The following is an 18,186-nucleotide window of genomic DNA, read 5'->3' on the forward strand; positions in this document are numbered from 1 at the left end:
ATAGTTTATTTATTTGTTGAGTTGTAAAATTCGTAAATTTTTTTGGCTTTTGATATACCTACAACCGAAGAAATTTCATTTTCTGTTGCTTGAGCTAATCTTTTAACACTCTTAAAATGTTTTAATAACATAATCATGGTTTTTTCGCCAATTCCAGGAATAGTTTCAAGCGTGGTTTGCAGTGCAGCTTTACTTCTTTTATCCCGGTGGTGCGAAATTCCAAATCGGTGGGCTTCATTTCGCAATTGCTGAATAATTTTAAGTGTTTCTGATTTTTTATCCAAATATAACGGCACAGAATCTCCGGGATAGAACAATTCTTCCAAACGTTTTGCAATACCGATTATTGCAATTTTACCTCTCAAGTTTAATTCGTCCAAACTTTTTAAAGCTGATGAAAGTTGACCTTTCCCTCCGTCAATTATGATGAGTTGTGGCAAGGGTTGGTTTTCTTTCACCAAGCGTTTGTAGCGGCGATAAACCACTTCTTCCATAGAAGCAAAATCATCAGGTCCCACAACGGTTTTTATATTAAAATGTCGGTAGTCTTTTTTGCTGGGTTTTCCATCTTTAAAAACAACGCAAGCCGCTACAGGATTCGTACCTTGAATGTTAGAATTATCAAAACACTCAATATGTCTCGGCTCAACAGAAAGGCGTAAATCTTTTTGCATTTGTGCCATAATTCGATTGGTATGACGTTCCGGATCTACAATCTGAATTTGTTTCAATTGCTCCAATCGATGGTATTTGGCGTTTCGTTGTGACAATTCAAGTATGTGCTTTTTATCGCCCAACTGCGGCACCGTAATTTTTATTTTATCGCCAAAATCCAATTCAAAAGGTAAAATTAGTTCTTTGGAAGTAAGATGAAACCTTTCGCGAAGTTCAACAACAGCCAATTCTAATAATTCCTCATCGCTTTCGTCTAATTTCTTTTTCATTTCCAACGTATGCGAACGAATAATTGCCCCATGTGAAATTTGAAGAAAATTAACATAGGCCATTGTTTCATCTGAAACAATAGAAAACACATCAATGTTGGATATTTTAGGATTTAAAATGGTTGATTTGGCTTGATAATTTTCTAAAACATCTATTTTTTCTTTGATTTTTTGGGCTTCTTCAAATTCCATATTTTGAGCAAAAGCATTCATTTTTTGTTTGAACGTTCGTAAGCTTTCTTTAAAATTTCCTTTCAAAATTTCTCTGATGGCGTCCACTTGAGTTTGATAATTTTCTAACGTTTCCAAACCTTCACAAGGTCCTTTGCAATTGCCAATGTGATATTCTAAACAAACTTTATATTTATGATTTTTGATGTTGTTTTCATTCAAATCATAATTACAAGTTCGCAACGGATACAATTCTTTAATCAAATCCAGTAACGTGTTTACAGTTTTAAAATTGGTATAAGGGCCAAAATATTCTGAGCCGTCTTTAATCATTTTTCGAGTGGGAAAAATGCGTGAAAACGGTTCTTTTTTGATACAAATCCACGGATAGGTTTTGTCATCTTTAAGGTTGATGTTGTATCGAGGTTGTAATTTTTTTATCAGATTGTTCTCCAGCAACAATGCATCTTGTTCGCTAACCACAACAATATGTCTAATTTCTACAATCTTTTTTACTAAAACAGCGGTTTTATAATTATCATGCGATTTGGTAAAATAGGATAAAACCCGTTTTTTTAAATTCTTGGCTTTTCCAACATATAAAATTTTGCCTTCTTTATCATAATACTGATAAACTCCCGGATTGTCAGGTAGCGTTTGAAGTTGAAGTTCTAAAGTTGGGCTATTCATTTTACGGTTTCGCAGCAATTCAAAAAGTTAATCTGCTGAATTTTCAAAACAAATTTAACTTTAAAAAAGACACCAAACAAACATTGGTTTCTTTTAACTTTTTTACATTTACCAAATGAATAAAAAAGAAATACGCAAAAAATATAAAGATTTAAGAAGTCTGATTTCTACTGAAGAATTGGAGGAGAAAAGTTTGGCAATTGCCAATCTACTTCTGAAATTAGCCATTTGGCAAAAAAACTATTATCATTTGTTTCTTTCTATTGAAAAACAAAAAGAAATAAATACAGCGTGTATTCTTCAAATTTTAGCCGGAAAAGACAAAGAAATTGTAATCTCGAAAAGTGATTTTGAAACCGGAAAAATGATTCATTTTTTGTTGACTGACAACACAAAAATAAAACTAAACGACTACGGAATTCCTGAACCTATTGACGGTTTGGAAGTGCCTACTAGTAAGATTGACGTGGTTTTTGTTCCTCTTTTAGCTTTTGATAAAAACGGTCATCGGGTGGGATACGGAAAAGGATTTTATGATCGCTTTTTATCGGAATGCAAGCCTGAAACGATAAAAGTTGGGCTGTCTTTTTTTGCTCCTGAAACAGCAATTGCTGATTTTGATGAGAGAGATATCCGATTAAATTATTGTGTTACTCCTGAAGAAATTTATAGCTTTTAAACTTCAGATGTTTGATTTTCAACCTCTTTTTCAGGTGCAAATGCTTTTTTATTGAATACAATTAAAATTCCAACACCTGTTGAAATGGCCATATCTGCAATGTTAAAAATGGCATTAAAAAAAGTGAAATACTTTCCGCCCCAAATTGGCAACCATTCCGGCAGAATTCCTGACCAAAAAGGGAAATATAACATATCCACCACTTTTCCATGAAACAGCGTTCCATAAGGATTTTCAGAAAATAGCGTAGCCGGTGCGTGAAAACTATCGTTAAAAATCACGCCATAAAAAACACTGTCAATAATGTTACCGAAAGCTCCGGCAAAAATTAATGAAATAGCAACAATTAGATAGTTGGAAGCTTTTGTTTTAACCGAACTCCACAACCAATAAGCAATACCAAAAACGGCAAAGATTCTGAAAATGGTTAGAAAAAGCTTACCATATTCACCGGGAATAACCGTTCCCCAAGCCATTCCTTCGTTTTCAATCAACATAATTCGAAACCATTCAGCTACTTTAATTTCGCCTGCCTCGCCATAAATAAAATTGGTTTTTATATAAATTTTAGAGATTTGATCAACCAATAAAATGATTACGATGAGAAGAGTTGCTTTCTTTAATGACATTGATGAAAATTTATCCTGCAAAAATAGTAATTATATCAAACAAAAAAAGCTTAAGTTCGCAATGTTATGAAACTTTTAATAGTTTAATTTTTAGTAAATTAAATTAAAAAAAGTTGCTACATTTGACTATTAATTTGAAAAGCTATGAAAACAATTCGCTTTTTTTTAAGTTTCCTTTTGTTTCTTCCTTTTTTTGGATGTACTTCAGATGATGGCCCTTCTGAAACTGCGGTGTTTGCTGTTCCGATTGTTAAGTCTTTGGATGCTATTCGTTCGGGAATCACGGTTACCGGAGCACGAGAAACCAATTCTGACGGCAAAATATATGTGAGTCAAAATTACCTTTTTTACATCGCTCAAGAGGAGGGTATTCATATTTTTGACAATCAAAATCCGGCAAGTCCGCAAAATATTGCATTTATTGCTTTAGAAGGAGTTCATGACATTGCCGTAAAAGGAAACCATTTATATGCTGATAATTTTGTTGATTTGGTGACTTTTGATATTTCTTCCATACAAAACATTACAGTAATTAACACTTTGCAAAATGTATTTTCTTTTTATCCCGTTTTCCCTGACGAAGCAGAGTTTTACGATTATACAGTAATGCCAAATGCTAATGAAATCATTGTGGGCTATCATTTAGAAACCAAAAAAAGACCCTACGGCATGGAAATAGATTTTGCGAATGACGCGTTAATTGGGGCACAAGGCCCAGACATTGTGGGTGTTGGTGGATCGTATGCTCGGTTTCAAATAAACAACAATGCGTTATATGTGATTGAACCGTTTCATTTGAATGTGATTAATATTTCAAACCCGCTACAACCCGTTTACGTGAGTCCGATTTATATGACGGAATGGTTTGGTGGTGGTCAATTTGAAACCTTGTTCAAACAAAAAGACTATTTATTTGTTGGAGCCACAAACGGAATGTTTGTTTTTAACGCTACTGATGAATTTAACCCTTATTATGTTTCCGGTTTTTCACATGCTACGGCTTGTGACCCAGTTGTTGTAAATCAAACCACGGCTTATATTACTGTTAGAGGTGGCACAACTTGTGGAGCCATTGAAGATCAAATCAATGTTATTGATATTTCTAACATTTCTAATCCAACATTGCTTTCTACCTATTTAATTGCTGAACCTTATGGCTTGGGATACAGAAGCAACACTTTATATGTGTGTTGTAAAAATGGTGGTTTAAAAGTTTTTGATGCCACAAATGGTTCTGCTCTGAGTTTAGAAAACACTTATGCTGATATAGTAACCGATGTTATTCCTTTGGATTCGCATTTAATTGCTGTGGGAATGAATAAAATAATTCAATACAATTATGGTCCAAACTTCACATTGCAACAATTGAGTGTTGTGAATTTTTAATGTGATTTACATATCAAACATAAAAAAAGCTCCAATTTGGAGCTTTTTTAGTTATGTAAAGTTTTTACCGCTGTAAATTTTTTGCTTCAATACTCATTGTAGCATGCGGCACTAATTTTAAGCGTTCCTTAGAAATTAATTTACCTGTAACCTTACAAACCCCGTAGGTTTTGTTTTCTACTCTGAAAAGTGCATTTTTTAAGTCGCGGATAAATTTTTCCTGACGAATTGCTAATTGAGAGTTAGCTTCTTTAGACATGGTTTCGCTACCTTCTTCAAAAGCTTTGAATGTGGGTGATGTATCATCAGTTCCATTATTCAAATCGTTCATATAGGCACTTTTGATTAATTCTAAATCATTTTGAGCTTTCTCAATTTTTTTTAAGATAATTTCTTTGAACTCAGCCAAGTCGGTGTCAGAGTATCGTACTACTTCATCTGTCATATTCTTATTATTTTGAAATTAATATTTTTGTTATAATAGCATCAAACTCAATTTCTGTACCGTTTTTGATTTCACTTTCAAAAACTAAATCTGATGTTAGTGTTTCTGATTTAATATATTCAATATTCGCCTCAATTGCTGCTTCTAATGTTTCATTGTTTTGCAATTGTACTTTTATCTTATCTGTTACTTCAAATCCGCTGTCTTTACGAAGGTTTTGGATTCTATTTACCAATTCTCTTGCTATTCCTTCTTTTCTTAATTCATCGGTAATTGTAATGTCTAAAGCAACTGTAATTCCGTTAGCATTTGCAACTAATAATCCGGGAATATCTTGAGAGGAAATCTCTACATCATCCAATGCTAAAGTTATACTTTTTCCTGTAATTTCAATATCCAAACTTCCGTTGCGGTCTAATTCATTAATCTGCTCTTGATTAAATTCTTGTATCGCTTTGGAAACCAGACCCATATCTTTTCCAAAACGTGGACCTAAAGCCTTAAAATTAGGCTTAATTTGTTTGACTAAAACCCCAGAAGCATCGTCTAATAATTCAATTTCTTTAACGTTTACTTCGGCTTTTATCAGGTCTGAAACGGCTTCAATTTCAACACGTTGTTTTGCGTCAAGTATAGGAATCATAACCTTTTGCAACGGTTGACGTACTTTAATCATTTCTTTCTTTCGCAACGATAAAACCAACGAAGAAACCGTTTGGGCTTTCATCATTTTGCTCTCCAATGATTTATCAACATATTTTTCAACATACTTTGGAAAATCAGACAAATGTATGCTGTCAAAATTTTCTGAAAGTGTTGCTTGTGTTAAATCTTTGTAAAGCCTGTCCATAAAGAAAGGAGCGATTGGAGCCGCTAATTTTGAAACGGTAACCAAACAGGTGTAAAGTGTTTGATAGGCTGCAATTTTATCTGTCCCATAGTCACCTTTCCAAAAACGTCTTCTGCAAAGACGCACATACCAGTTACTTAAATTCTCTTGTACAAACTCAGAAATATCACGAGCGGCTTTGGTTGGCTCATAATCTTCATAATAACTTTCTACATTTTTTATCAACGTATGTAATTCTGATAAAATCCATCGGTCAATCTCCGGTCGCTCTTCTAAAGGAATATCAGCTTCAGAATAGTTGAACTCATCTATATTGGCATACAACGCAAAGAACGAGTAGGTATTATAAAGTGTTCCAAAGAATTTGCGTCGTACTTCTGCTACTCCTTCAATGTCAAATTTTAAATTGTCCCATGGATTTGCGTTTGCAATCATATACCAACGTGTTGCATCCGGACCATATTCTTCTAATGTCTTAAATGGATCGATGGCGTTGCCCAATCGTTTTGACATTTTTTGTCCGTTTTTGTCTAATACCAATCCGTTGGAAACCACATTTTTATAAGCAATTTTATCAAAAACTAAGGTTCCAATGGCGTGAAGCGTATAAAACCAACCTCTGGTTTGATCAACGCCTTCTGCAATAAAATCTGCCGGGAAAGCTTCGTTGTTGTCAATTAAATTTTTATTTTCAAATGGATAATGCCATTGAGCATATGGCATGGCTCCACTGTCAAACCAAACGTCAATCAAATCGGTTTCTCTTTTCATTGGTTGGCCCGATGGTGAAACCAGTACGATTGCGTCAACAACATTTTTATGTAAATCAACCAAATCATAGTTGGTTTCTTCCATATTTCCAACTTCAAAAGCCTTGAAAGGATGCTCTTTTTGAATTCCCGCAGCAATTGATTTTTCTATTTCACCATAAAGTTCTTCAACAGAACCTATGCAAATTTCTTCTGTTTTATCTTCTGTTCGCCAAATTGGCAACGGAATTCCCCAATATCTTGAACGAGATAAATTCCAATCATTGGCATTTTTTAACCAGTTTCCAAAACGCCCTTCTCCGGTTGCTTTTGGTTTCCAGTTGATGGTGTCGTTTAAGTCGAACATTCGTTCTTTAACGTCAGTAACTTTGATAAACCAAGAATCCAAAGGATAATATAAAATCGGTTTGTCTGTTCGCCAACAATGCGGATAACTGTGAACGTATTTTTCAACTTTAAAGGCTTTGTTTTCTTCTTTCAAACGAATGGCAATATCAACATCAACCGAACGTTCGGGAGCTTCGCCATCGTTATAATATTCGTTCTTCACATATTTCCCTGACATTTCACCCAATCCGTTGATGAATCTACCTTGTAAATCAACTAAAGGTACAGGAGTTCCATTCTCATCTAAAACTAACATAGGTGGTACTTCGGGAATTGCTTCTTTGGCCACTTTAGCATCATCTGCACCAAAAGTTGGAGCTGTGTGAACCACACCTGTTCCGTCTTCTGTTGTTACGAAATCTCCGGTAATTACTCTAAACGCATTTTCAGGATTTTGGTAAGGCAAAGCTAAAGGCAATAATTGCTCATAGCGAATACCTACTAAATCTGCTCCTTTACATTCCGTTATAATTTGATAGGGTATTTTTTTATCGTCAGCTTTATAATTTGTAAAATCCGTTTCGTTTTCTGTAATAAAATATTTTCCGGCAAACTGCTTTCCGACCAAATTTTTAGCTAAAACAACTTGTATTGGTTCAAAGGTATATTGATTAAAAGTTTTTATTAAAACATAATCAATCTTAGACCCAACGGTTAAAGCGGTATTACTTGGCAACGTCCAAGGAGTTGTTGTCCAAGCCAAAATATGAACATCGCCAAATCCTTGTAAAAAATTGGGTAAGGTTTCGGGTTTGGTTTTAAATTGTGCAACTACAGTTGTATCGGTTACATCGCGGTAACTTCCCGGTTGGTTAACTTCATGAGAAGACAATCCCGTTCCGGCTTTTGGTGAATACGGCTGAATTGTGTAGCCTTTATACAACAAATTTTTGTCATAAATCTGTTTTAACAACCACCAAACCGACTCCATATATTTGGATTTATAGGTTACATACGGGTCTTCCATATCTACCCAATAACCCATTTTTTCGGTAAGGTCATTCCAAACGTCTGTATAACGCATCACTGTTCGTTTACAAGCTTCGTTGTATTCTTCAACGCTAATTTTTACACCAATATCTTCTTTTGTGATGCCTAATTCTTTTTCAGTACCCAATTCAACAGGTAATCCGTGCGTATCCCATCCGGCTTTTCGTTTCACTTGAAATCCTTTTTGGGTTTTATATCTACAAAAAATATCTTTAATGGTTCTTGCCATTACGTGGTGAATTCCAGGCAAGCCATTTGCAGATGGCGGTCCTTCGAAAAACACATACGGCGGTTGATTTTCTCGAGTGGTTACACTTTTAGTAAAAACGCCTTCTTTTTTCCAAAAATCAAGGATTTCTGAAGCAACTGTTGGCAGGTCAAGACTCTTATATTCAGTAAATTTTGTACTCATAATAGTGCAGATAAAAAAATCAATTTGCGAAAGTAGTGATTATAAGTAAAAAGGCAAAAGGATTAGCAAAAAGTTAGAAAAGAATCTACTAGCTTTAATTTGAAAAAATTGCTTTGAAAACTTCAATTGATTTGGGTTTTTTAAAACCATCAAGATGCAAGGCATAATAATCAACCAAAATTTTTAAAAGCAATTGACGTTCATTAACCGAAAAAACATTTTGAGTAGTTTCTAATTTTAAGGCAATGGTTTTTTTAAACAAATCGGTTTCCTGTTTTGAAAGACAATTAATCCCTTGAAAAGCTGAAAAAACACCCTCTCTACAATCAAAAAAATCCAAATCATCATCAACATTATCCGGATAGAAGCCAAAATATTTTGTCATTTCTATCAAAATATACAAATGAAAATTTGCGATATGATCATGAGTGTCAAGCCAAAGTAGTGCTGCTTCTAAAAACTGAAATAAATTTTCGTTTTTTTCTTCTTCGTGAATGCTGTGGTGCAACACTTCGGAGAGAAACATGACGATAGTACTTTTTACAATATCTGAAGAGATGGTTTGATAAACATGACTCATTCGAATTTCTTTAAAATATTCTAATGTGCCTTTGTTTTTGTGAGTAGCTTCAATTTCAAGTAAAGTTAACGGCTGGAAATATCCCGCTTTTTGTTGGTTTTTTTTATTGGAAAACGCATTGGCTACAAAATAGCTTTTTAAGCCGTCAGATGCGGTAAAACATTTTACAATTAAACTTCGCTCTTGGTATTTTAGAGCCGAAATTACAATTGCTTTGGTTTTAACTTGCATTTTAAAATAGCTTTCTTCGAATGGTAATTATCGAATTATCATTACCTTTTTTACTTTGGTTTCTAATCCTTGATCTGCAGAAATAAAAATCATATAAACACCTGATGCTACTTTATATTTTCCAAATGCGGTGGTATCCCACTCCATGGTGCCGCCTTCTGCAATTTTTTCAAAAACCAAATTTCCTGAAATATCGGTTATTTTCACATTGGCTTTATCCACTAATCCGGTTATTTTTACGGTTCCTGCAAAACCGGGTCTTACCGGATTGGGATAAACCACAACGTTATTTAAATTATCATTTGCTTTTGTGGCTGTCCCTCTAAATGAAACCATTCCTTTATTTGTTGCAAAAAAAACTTCTCCGGTTTTTCCGTTAATGTCTATATCATTAATAAAATTGCTTGGCAAAGGAGAATTTGAAGAGGTAAAACGTTGAAGCGTTTGTTGACCGTTTGGTGATAAAAGAAAAACACCGGCATCAGCAGTTCCAATCCATTTATTATTTGATCCATCCACAACAATATCTGTAATAAATGTATCGGCTAAAAGTTCTTGTGCTAAACCATCTTCTACAAAAATGATTGGTCGTGATATTAATTCGTCATTACTAAAAAACCGATCTACGCTAGACAGAATTCGCAAGCCACCAACAGACCCAATCCAAACTTGATTTCGGTTGTCAATTGCAATAGCTCTTGTGTCTGTATAAGGATAACCTAAATTATTTTCGGTAGTCACTTTTTTAAACTGTGGTGTTGCAGTTTCATTAAAAGCAAAAACACCTTCTCTATTGGAAACAAACCATTTGGTTCCGTTTTTATCAATTGACAACCTTCCATAACTTAATGTTAATGCGGTATTGGCCGTATTTTCAATCGAATAGGATTGCCATTGATTGTTTGGTCTTAAAACTTTCATGGCGTTATTGACAAAGGAATTGGTTACCCACAAATTACCGGTTCTGTCAAATCCGGAGCCATTCATACGAATGTCAACATAATTTGGACTTCCGGCCACTACTAGCGATTCAGGTCCATTTGAAGTTGTATTATTGTAAAACTCGGTAAGCTGGTCATTTTCAAATTTTAGAACACCAGAAAAATAAGAGCTGAAAAAAACCTGATTTTCGTTACTCGGATTAATCGCAACTCTTACTATAGATTTTGCTTCTTGCAAATCTTCGTAGGGAATATTGAGCCATCCGGTTTCATCAAATTTACTAACACCATAAGAATCTAATGGGTAAGGATTATAAGATTCTGAATAATCTCCATAAACCGCCCAAAGAAAATTTCCAGAAGGAGCAGTTTGTATTGAAAAAATATTATTTCTCGCAGGACCGGTAGGCAATATAAAATTTACATCGGTTGGGTTACTAAGATTTACAGTTAATACCCCTGATTCTTTAGTGCCAATAATTAAATTACCACTAACAATGCTTACTGACGTAAACTCATCATCAAAATCAGGAATTTGAGTTGTTGAAAGCTGAAAAACAAGCCCAAAACTCTCATTTAAAACAAAAGCTGTTGTTGCAGAACAAGTTGCTATTTGATTATTAATAACTTTAAAATCCAAACCGGACGCATTTAAATTAAATCTCTCTATAAATATTGAGCCATTATGTTGATAGATTCTTGAATTAGTATTTAATCCAACTAATTCATCATTAAACGTTGAAATAATTCTCCAAAATCCTGCATCAAAAACTTGCCAATTATTAAAATCAATAAGATTTGGGTTGGCTAAATCGGCACTAAAAATTCCATTAAACTGCGTATTTGCATAAATTGTATTTCCAACAACTGTAGTTTGTAAAACATTTAATTGTTGACCACTGGGACCAATAATAAAAGTGTCTCCAAATAATTTTGTTATCGTATTATATACAACAATTCCGAATTGACATGAAATGTATAATTTGTTGTCAAATTCATAAAAACTATTAATTCTTTTCAAATTTGGAGCAATTCCACCTTTGTTAATGATGTCAACAACTTGACTAACGCTTTTGTCTGTTTCATCAATAATATTGATTAAACCATTTTCATAACCTAGAAATATTCTATTGGAAGAAGCACTGTAAAATTGTGACGTTATTGTTAAACCAGACAAGCCATCAACTGTGGTGTAGGTTTTCAATTCATTTGTGTTCATGTTTTTTGAAAACAGTGAATTCTCATTGGCTGCAAAAAATTTAGTTGGCGATTGAGAAAGCTGAGTAACATTTGAAAAAGAAAAATACCCTTTCCAAAGTGAATTATTTTGGGAATAAAATGGAATCGAAAAAAGAATAACTAAGAATACTAATACTGTCTTTTTCATAAATCGAATTAACAAAAGCAAATATAGAACAAAACGAAATTATATTGAATTTAATATGATTGAATAAAAAAACTATAAAAAAAGCCGCCCAAATTGGACGGCTATTCTATTATTGGAATAAACTTTTAAACCACCCCTTGGGCTAACATAGCATCGGCAACTTTTACGAAACCGGCAATATTTGCACCTTTTACATAGTCAACATAACCTGATTGATCAGAACCAAATTTAACACATGAGGCATGAATGTCTAACATAATTCTTTTCAAACGTTCATCTACTTCTTCTGAAGTCCAACTTAAACGCAATGAGTTTTGCGACATTTCAAGTCCTGAAGTCGCAACACCACCTGCATTAGAAGCTTTACCAGGTGCAAAAAGAATTTTTGCATGTTGAAATACTTCAATCGCTTCTGGTGTAGAAGGCATATTTGCTCCTTCAGAAACACAAATACATCCGTTTGCTACTAATGCTTTTGCTTCAGATTCGTTCAACTCATTTTGAGTTGCACACGGAAGAGCGATATCACATTTTACTTCCCAAGGACGTTTTCCTTCAACAAATTTTGCGTTAGGATATTTTTTTACATATTCACTAATTCTTGCACGCTGTTCGTTTTTGATAAACATAACGTGAGCTAATCTTTCAGCATCTATTCCATCAGCATCATAAATATATCCTGAAGAATCTGAAAGCGTAACCACTTTTCCGCCTAATTCAGTTGCTTTCTCACAAGCAAACTGAGCAACATTTCCTGAACCGGAAACCGTTACAATTTTACCGGAAAAACTTTCGCCTTTAGTTTTTAACATACTTTGAGCAAAGTAAACGTTTCCGTAACCAGTTGCTTCAGGACGAATTAACGAACCTCCAAAGGAAATTCCTTTTCCGGTTAAAACTCCGGTAAATTCATTTCTTAATCGTTTGTATTGCCCGAACATATAGCCTACTTCTCTGCCTCCAACACCAATATCTCCCGCAGGAACGTCAGTATCAGCACCAATATGTTTAGCTAGTTCTATCATAAAACTTTGACAAAATTTCATGATTTCATTATCAGATTTTCCTTTTGGGTCAAAATCTGAACCTCCTTTTCCACCGCCCATTGGCAATGTAGTTAAGCTGTTCTTGAAAGTTTGTTCAAAAGCTAAGAATTTCAAAATGCTTAAGTTAACAGAAGGGTGAAAACGAATTCCTCCTTTGTAAGGCCCGATTGCAGAATTCATTTGAATTCTGTAACCTCGATTCACCTGAGTATTTCCTGCATCATCAAGCCAAGTTACTCGAAACATAATTACACGTTCCGGTTCAACCATTCGCTCCAAGAGCATTTTGTTTTGATATTTTGTATTTTTTTCAATAAAAGGAATTACAGTTTCTGCAACTTCTTTTACAGCCTGCATAAATTCAGGCTCATTAGGATTCTTTTTAGCTACTGCTTCAACAAAAGAGTGAATACTTTCTGCCATGATTTTTAGATTATTAACGTTTATGAAAACGTTTTCGTTTGATGCCACAAATATACATTTTATATAAAATATAGAATTGATTTTTTTTTATTCCTCAAGCGAATTATTGTTTTTATAGATATTTCTGAATTATATTGATTATTAGAAGTTGATTTATAACTTTTTAGTATTTTAAATTAACATCTTGTTGATATTTATTTAATTTATAATATTTTTAGAATATGAATTTTGTTTTTCTATATTTGTCACTATTTTAGCTGTAGAAACTATTTTCATGTCAAAACGACTTATTTTATTATTTACTTTTATTATAGGAACTAGCAGTGCTTTTGCTCAGTTCAATAGAACCTATCAAGAAATTGGAATTATGGCCGGTCCTGTTCTTTTTCAATCGGACTATGGTGAAAGAGGTGATTTCGATAATTTAATCAAGAACAATGGTGTTACTGTCGGCATTTTTTATTATTTATCGTTTATAGAAAATTACCCAAACATTCGAGAAAATTTAAAACTCCGATTGGAAGCCTCTTACATGAAAAGCGAGTTACAACACTATGGTAAATATGTTGACCCAAGTAAAACTTCTGTATTTGCGCAACAATTAAGAGCCATGAGAGGCTCAACACAAACTGCTAGTGTAGGATTTCAAATGGAATATTATCCGTTTAAAACAGATGATTACACTCGAGCTGATTTTTCTCCATATGTGAGTTTTGGTTCACAGATCAATAGCTTTACCTCAAAAGCATGGTCAACTTTAGGGCCATTAGGAACGCCGCTTACGACTCCTGAAAAATATATGGATGGGTTCAGAAATGACACAGGTTATGTAGTTTCCTTTTCATCAAGTATTGGAGCCCGATATAAGTTATCACCTTATCATGCCATAATTGCGGAAACTAGATGGCAATATTATATGTCTGATTGGGTTGACGGATTAAATCCTGATAAAAATAAATATAAAGAAAATAAGGCCAATGACTATTCGTTTGCATTGACCTTTGGATATGTTTATTATTTCAACTAAGAAAAATTATCTGAAAGCTTGTTCGATATCTTCAAGCAAATCAACAATATCTTCAACACCTACACTCAAACGAACTAAATCGTCTGAGATTCCTATTTCTTTTCTCTTTTCTGCCGGAATTGAAGCATGTGTCATTAAAGCCGGATGATTTGCCAAAGATTCTACTCCTCCTAATGATTCAGCAAGAGTAAACACTTTCAACTTTTCTAAAAAGGAAATCGAATCTTCTTTTTTACCCGATTTAAATGTGAAAGAAACCATTCCTCCAAAACCACCTAACATTTGTTTCTTAGCAATTTCATGAAACGGATGGTCCGGTAAACCAGGATAAAAAACCTTTTCCACTTCGGGATGATTGCTTAAAAATTCTGCTACTTTCATTCCGTTTTCACAATGTCTTTGTACTCTCAAATGAAGTGTTTTGATTCCTCGCAAAACCATATAACTGTCTTGTGGGCCCAAAGTTCCTCCGGTGGCAAATTGTGCGAAATGTAATTTTTCACCTAATTCAACATCTTTTACAATTAAAGCTCCGGCAATCACATCCGAATGACCACCTAAATATTTTGTAGCAGAGTGCATTACAATATCCGCTCCTAAATCCAAAGGTTTTTGAAGATAGGGTGTTGCAAACGTGTTGTCAACTGCAAATAAAATTTTTCTCTCATTAGTAATTTTTGCAATTGCTGCAATATCAGCTAATTTCATCAAAGGATTGGTTGGTGTTTCAACCCAAACCAACTTAGTGTTTTCATTGATTAATGCTTGAAAAGCTACCAAATCATTCATATCTACAAAATGGAATTTGATGCCAAAATCCTGATAAATTCGGGTAAACATTCTGTAGGTTCCTCCATATAAATCATCCATTGCAATAACCTCATCACCTGGTTTCAGTAATTTTAAAACGGAATCTGTTGCCGCTAAACCAGAAGCAAAGGCTAAACCTCTTACTCCATTTTCAATACTTGCCAAAGCATCTTCAAGTGCCTGACGTGTTGGGTTTGCAGCTCTACTGTATTCATAATGATTGATTGGCACACCCGGACTTTTTTGAGCAAAAGTTGATGTATTATAAACCGGAGGCATTACGGCTCCTGTTGAAGGGTCATGATGTTGACCACCATGGATAACTTTTGTGTTGAATTTCATTTGCTTACTATTTTGTGCAAAGATAGTAAGATGAAATTTCTAATTAAATTGGAATGCTAAAGATTAACGAAACATTTTCTATTTTAAATTGAAATTGTATACTTTAAATGATTTTTCTTTGCATTTAAATTGAATAACCATGAAAAAAATATATTACCTCAAAACCTGTGATACTTGCAAAAGAATCATCAAATCACTTCCCAATACAAAGGATTTTATATTTCAAGATATTAAAGAAGAGCCCATAACTGTCAAACAATTAGACGAACTTCATCAATTGAGCGGAAATTACGAAGTCCTTTTCAGTAAAAGAGCTAAATTGTATAAAGAAATGGGGTTGAAAGATGAAAAACTCAACGAATCCGATTTCAAACGATACATTTTAGAACACTACACCTTTTTAAATCGTCCGGTAATTGTGGTTGATAAATCTATTTTCGTTGGAAACAGTCCCAAAACCGTTCAAGCAGCTATCGATTTTTTAGCAAATGAGTAAAAGACATTGGGCATTAATGGCAGCCACATTGGTCTCCATTATTTATGGGGTTACTTTTACCATTGCAAAAGATGTAATGCCAGAATTTATTGAACCTTTTGGGTTTATTTTATTACGCGTAGGCGGTTCGGTTTTATTGTTTTGGATGGTTTCTTTTTTTGGTCCGAAAGAAAAAATAGCAACATCTGATTTTCCAAGAATCATTGCTGCCGCTTTTTTTGGTGTGGCCTTAAATATGCTCACATTTTTCAAGGGTTTAAGTTATACTTCACCCATCATGGGAGCGGTTTTAATGGTTACAACTCCAATGATTGTGCTTATTCTTTCAGCTATAATCATGAAAGAACGCATGTTGAAAAGAAAAGTATTCGGCATCATTTTAGGTTTGGCGGGAACCGTTTCGCTTATTCTTTACGGCAAATCAATGATCAATGCTCCCAACGAAATGCTTGGGAATTTGTTGGTGTTTATAAATGCCATATCGTATGGTTTTTACCTCATCATCGTTAAAAAATTAATGGATAAATACAATGCTTTCACTTTTGTAAAATGGATTTATACATTTGGATTTATCATGGTTTTACCATTTGGATGGAACGAATTTGATGCTGTAAATTGGAACCTCATTCCAACAGAAATTTACTGGAAAATAGGTTTTGTAGTTGTTTTTTCAACTTTCTTAACCTATTTATTGAACTTGGTTTCCATGCGGGAATTAAAACCTACAACGGTCGCAGTATTTATTTACCTTCAACCATTATTTGCCACCATTTTTGCCATCAGTCTTGGCAAAGACGATTTAAGCTGGGTGAAAATTGGCTCGGCCATCTTAATTTTTGTTGGAGTTTATTTGGTAACACAAAAGAAGAGTGTTCAGTAATCAGAAGTTAGTTAGCAGTAACTTAGACACTGAATACTTTTCAACTGAACACTGACCACTTTTTATTATCTTTGAAAACATTTTTTATAATTTATGATACAATCAATGACCGGTTTTGGAAAAGCGTCTAAGCAACTTTCAACCAAAAAAATCACCGTAGAAGTTAAGTCGTTAAACAGCAAAGGTTTGGATTTGAATGTCAGAATGCCTTCTGTTTATCGTGAAATGGAGTTGGGTTTACGCAATGTGATTTCTCAAAAATTAGAACGAGGCAAAGTAGATTTTTCTATCTATATTGAAGTAACCGGTGAGGAAACTTCTTCCAAAATCAATGTACCAATTGTGAGAGGTTACATCAATCAAATGAAAGCTGTGATTCCGAATGCCGATGAAACAGAATTGATGAAAATGGCCGTTCGAATGCCAGATGCGTTGAAAACAGAACGCGACGAAATTGATGAAAACGAATGGAATGAAATTCTAAAAGTAGTTAATGATGCGATGAAAAACATTGCTTCTTTTCGTTTAGACGAAGGAAAATCGCTTGAAAACGAATTTGTTACCCGAATTGAAAACATTCGAAATTATATGAATCAAGCTGTAAGTATGGATGCTGAACGAATTGAAACCGTAAAAAATCGCTTGCGAACCGCTTTAGAAGAATTGGAAGCTAATGTGGATGAAAACCGTTTTGAGCAAGAATTGATTTTTTATCTTGAAAAATATGACATTACTGAAGAACGTGTTCGTTTAGAAAATCATCTGAATTATTTTATCGAAACCATCGCCGGAACAGAAGCGAATGGAAGAAAATTAGGTTTTATTACACAAGAAATCGGTCGTGAAATTAATACAATGGGTTCCAAATCCAATCATTCAGAAATGCAAAAATTAGTGGTGATGATGAAAGATGAACTAGAGAAAATTAAAGAACAAGTTTTGAACGTTTTATAAAATAATTACCTCGATGCCGTTATTTAAATTTGCTAAAGATTTTAAAAGTTACGCCTTTATTTTATTCTTACTAGCCTTATTTTCTTGTGGAAGTGCAATAAAAACCTTGGTGGGTTTTAAAAATCCAAAAGTAGAAACAAAAGAATCACTTTTAAGTTATTTATCAGAAGTAAAAGAAAACGAAACTACTTATTTTTTGAAAGCGGATAAAATTGGAGATAGTGCCACCGTTTACAGAAATTTCTTGTTCGGATTTAATTCGGATCTATTTATGTTTAGTAAAAGTGGTCAAAAATATTGTTATCTGGGAACTGAAGAATGCTCTGGAGTTCAAATGACAAGTGCTTTTAAAAATTTTGATGAAAATTACGCTCCTTGCAACAATGATTCAACTACAACGCTTTCTTTTTTAGTAAATAAATTAGTTGATAAAAACGGAAAAGCGTTAAAGAGTACAGATTTACCACCTGCAGAATATTACATTTTTCAAAGTTGGAATAAATATTCATCGTCATCAAAAAGATTGAAAGAAGACATTAATTGGTTATATGATTTGAAGAAAAATTCTACTATTCCAATCGAAATTATATTGGTCAACACCGATTTGTTAGAAGAATGGGGTTTGGAAAAAAATGGAGAATTACCTGTTAAATTTAAAAAAGAAGGAAAAACCATAGATATGACTTTTGGTAATTTACCATTAAAGAAATAATACA

Annotated in this window: 15 protein-coding genes; 7 read left to right on the plus strand and 8 right to left on the minus strand. The window is 33.8% G+C overall.

Features of this window, described 5'->3' with window-relative positions; all coding sequences use genetic code 11:
* Positions 1-5 precede the first annotated feature (5 nt).
* A complete protein-coding gene (gene uvrC, locus IEV15_RS05125) occupies positions 6-1,805 on the minus strand; it encodes an excinuclease ABC subunit UvrC (protein WP_188361437.1) in 1,800 nt (599 codons plus the stop codon).
* 115 nt (positions 1,806-1,920) lie between these two features.
* On the opposite strand from uvrC, the gene IEV15_RS05130 reads away from it, so the two are divergent.
* Complete coding sequence (locus IEV15_RS05130) at positions 1,921-2,484, plus strand: 5-formyltetrahydrofolate cyclo-ligase (RefSeq protein WP_188361438.1); 564 nt, start codon at positions 1,921-1,923, stop codon at positions 2,482-2,484.
* Here the strand turns inward: IEV15_RS05130 and IEV15_RS05135 are convergent.
* Positions 2,481-3,113: a lipoprotein signal peptidase gene (locus IEV15_RS05135; protein ID WP_188361439.1), complete on the minus strand. Its 633-nt coding sequence runs from the start codon at positions 3,111-3,113 to the stop codon at positions 2,481-2,483. The genes IEV15_RS05130 and IEV15_RS05135 overlap by 4 nt on opposite strands.
* 144 nt (positions 3,114-3,257) lie before the next feature.
* On the opposite strand from IEV15_RS05135, the gene IEV15_RS05140 reads away from it, so the two are divergent.
* On the plus strand, positions 3,258-4,499 hold the full coding sequence (locus tag IEV15_RS05140; protein ID WP_188361440.1) for an LVIVD repeat-containing protein: 1,242 nt from the start codon (positions 3,258-3,260) through the stop codon (positions 4,497-4,499).
* Positions 4,500-4,563: 64 nt separating this feature from the next.
* Here IEV15_RS05140 and IEV15_RS05145 read toward each other — a convergent pair whose 3' ends face one another.
* The 5 genes from IEV15_RS05145 to gdhA all read right to left on the minus strand — a co-directional run bounded on the left by IEV15_RS05145 (position 4,564) and on the right by gdhA (position 12,961).
* Positions 4,564-4,944, minus strand: a complete 381-nt coding sequence (locus tag IEV15_RS05145; protein WP_188361441.1) for a TraR/DksA family transcriptional regulator — start codon at positions 4,942-4,944, stop codon at positions 4,564-4,566.
* A 7-nt stretch (positions 4,945-4,951) separates the two neighbouring features.
* Positions 4,952-8,353 (minus strand): isoleucine--tRNA ligase, encoded by a 3,402-nt coding sequence (gene ileS / locus IEV15_RS05150; protein WP_188361442.1) that lies wholly within the window; start codon positions 8,351-8,353, stop codon positions 4,952-4,954.
* A 94-nt stretch (positions 8,354-8,447) separates the two neighbouring features.
* A complete protein-coding gene (gene recO, locus IEV15_RS05155) occupies positions 8,448-9,164 on the minus strand; it encodes a DNA repair protein RecO (RefSeq protein WP_188361443.1) in 717 nt (238 codons plus the stop codon).
* Between the two features lie 27 nt (positions 9,165-9,191).
* The gene (porZ, locus tag IEV15_RS05160; protein WP_188361444.1) at positions 9,192-11,492 is read right to left on the minus strand and encodes a type IX secretion system anionic LPS delivery protein PorZ; all 2,301 of its coding nucleotides are present in this window, start codon (positions 11,490-11,492) and stop codon (positions 9,192-9,194) included.
* 125 nt (positions 11,493-11,617) lie between these two features.
* Positions 11,618-12,961, minus strand: a complete 1,344-nt coding sequence (gene gdhA / locus IEV15_RS05165; RefSeq protein ID WP_188361445.1) for an NADP-specific glutamate dehydrogenase — start codon at positions 12,959-12,961, stop codon at positions 11,618-11,620.
* A gap of 274 nt (positions 12,962-13,235) precedes the next feature.
* Between gdhA and IEV15_RS05170 the strand changes: the two genes are divergently transcribed.
* Positions 13,236-13,988, plus strand: coding sequence for a THC0290_0291 family protein (locus IEV15_RS05170; protein ID WP_229734096.1), 753 nt, complete (start codon positions 13,236-13,238; stop codon positions 13,986-13,988).
* A 6-nt stretch (positions 13,989-13,994) separates the two neighbouring features.
* Here the strand turns inward: IEV15_RS05170 and IEV15_RS05175 are convergent, their stop codons facing one another.
* Entirely contained in the window at positions 13,995-15,164 is a 1,170-nt protein-coding gene (locus tag IEV15_RS05175; protein ID WP_262891222.1) for a cystathionine gamma-synthase, read from the minus strand.
* Between the two features lie 115 nt (positions 15,165-15,279).
* On the opposite strand from IEV15_RS05175, the gene IEV15_RS05180 reads away from it, so the two are divergent.
* The 4 genes from IEV15_RS05180 (at position 15,280) to IEV15_RS05195 (ending at position 18,182) form a co-directional block, all read left to right on the plus strand.
* The gene (locus IEV15_RS05180) at positions 15,280-15,636 is read left to right on the plus strand and encodes an arsenate reductase family protein (RefSeq protein ID WP_188361447.1); all 357 of its coding nucleotides are present in this window, start codon (positions 15,280-15,282) and stop codon (positions 15,634-15,636) included.
* On the plus strand, positions 15,629-16,516 hold the full coding sequence (locus IEV15_RS05185) for a DMT family transporter (RefSeq protein ID WP_188361448.1): 888 nt from the start codon (positions 15,629-15,631) through the stop codon (positions 16,514-16,516). Before IEV15_RS05180 ends, IEV15_RS05185 begins: the two co-directional genes overlap by 8 nt.
* A gap of 93 nt (positions 16,517-16,609) precedes the next feature.
* Positions 16,610-17,470 (plus strand): YicC/YloC family endoribonuclease, encoded by an 861-nt coding sequence (locus IEV15_RS05190; RefSeq protein ID WP_229734097.1) that lies wholly within the window; start codon positions 16,610-16,612, stop codon positions 17,468-17,470.
* A gap of 13 nt (positions 17,471-17,483) precedes the next feature.
* Positions 17,484-18,182: a hypothetical protein gene (locus IEV15_RS05195; RefSeq protein WP_188361449.1), complete on the plus strand. Its 699-nt coding sequence runs from the start codon at positions 17,484-17,486 to the stop codon at positions 18,180-18,182.
* Positions 18,183-18,186 lie beyond the last annotated feature (4 nt).

Source organism: Flavobacterium orientale, from assembly GCF_014638005.1.
In the GTDB taxonomy this organism is placed as follows: Bacteria; Bacteroidota; Bacteroidia; order Flavobacteriales; family Flavobacteriaceae; genus Flavobacterium; species Flavobacterium orientale.

Bases quoted from the DNA above. Each gene is read 5' to 3' on its own strand.
- uvrC (WP_188361437.1), bottom strand. From the start codon at position 1,805: ATGAATAGCCCAACTTTAGAACTTCAACTTCAAACGCTACCTGACAAT.
- IEV15_RS05130 (WP_188361438.1), top strand. From the start codon at position 1,921: ATGAATAAAAAAGAAATACGCAAAAAATATAAAGATTTAAGAAGTCTG.
- IEV15_RS05135 (WP_188361439.1), bottom strand. From the start codon at position 3,113: ATGTCATTAAAGAAAGCAACTCTTCTCATCGTAATCATTTTATTGGTT.
- IEV15_RS05140 (WP_188361440.1), top strand. From the start codon at position 3,258: ATGAAAACAATTCGCTTTTTTTTAAGTTTCCTTTTGTTTCTTCCTTTT.
- IEV15_RS05145 (WP_188361441.1), bottom strand. From the start codon at position 4,944: ATGACAGATGAAGTAGTACGATACTCTGACACCGACTTGGCTGAGTTC.
- ileS (WP_188361442.1), bottom strand. From the start codon at position 8,353: ATGAGTACAAAATTTACTGAATATAAGAGTCTTGACCTGCCAACAGTT.
- recO (WP_188361443.1), bottom strand. From the start codon at position 9,164: ATGCAAGTTAAAACCAAAGCAATTGTAATTTCGGCTCTAAAATACCAA.
- porZ (WP_188361444.1), bottom strand. From the start codon at position 11,492: ATGAAAAAGACAGTATTAGTATTCTTAGTTATTCTTTTTTCGATTCCA.
- gdhA (WP_188361445.1), bottom strand. From the start codon at position 12,961: ATGGCAGAAAGTATTCACTCTTTTGTTGAAGCAGTAGCTAAAAAGAAT.
- IEV15_RS05170 (WP_229734096.1), top strand. From the start codon at position 13,236: ATGTCAAAACGACTTATTTTATTATTTACTTTTATTATAGGAACTAGC.
- IEV15_RS05180 (WP_188361447.1), top strand. From the start codon at position 15,280: ATGAAAAAAATATATTACCTCAAAACCTGTGATACTTGCAAAAGAATC.
- IEV15_RS05185 (WP_188361448.1), top strand. From the start codon at position 15,629: ATGAGTAAAAGACATTGGGCATTAATGGCAGCCACATTGGTCTCCATT.
- IEV15_RS05190 (WP_229734097.1), top strand. From the start codon at position 16,610: ATGATACAATCAATGACCGGTTTTGGAAAAGCGTCTAAGCAACTTTCA.
- IEV15_RS05195 (WP_188361449.1), top strand. From the start codon at position 17,484: ATGCCGTTATTTAAATTTGCTAAAGATTTTAAAAGTTACGCCTTTATT.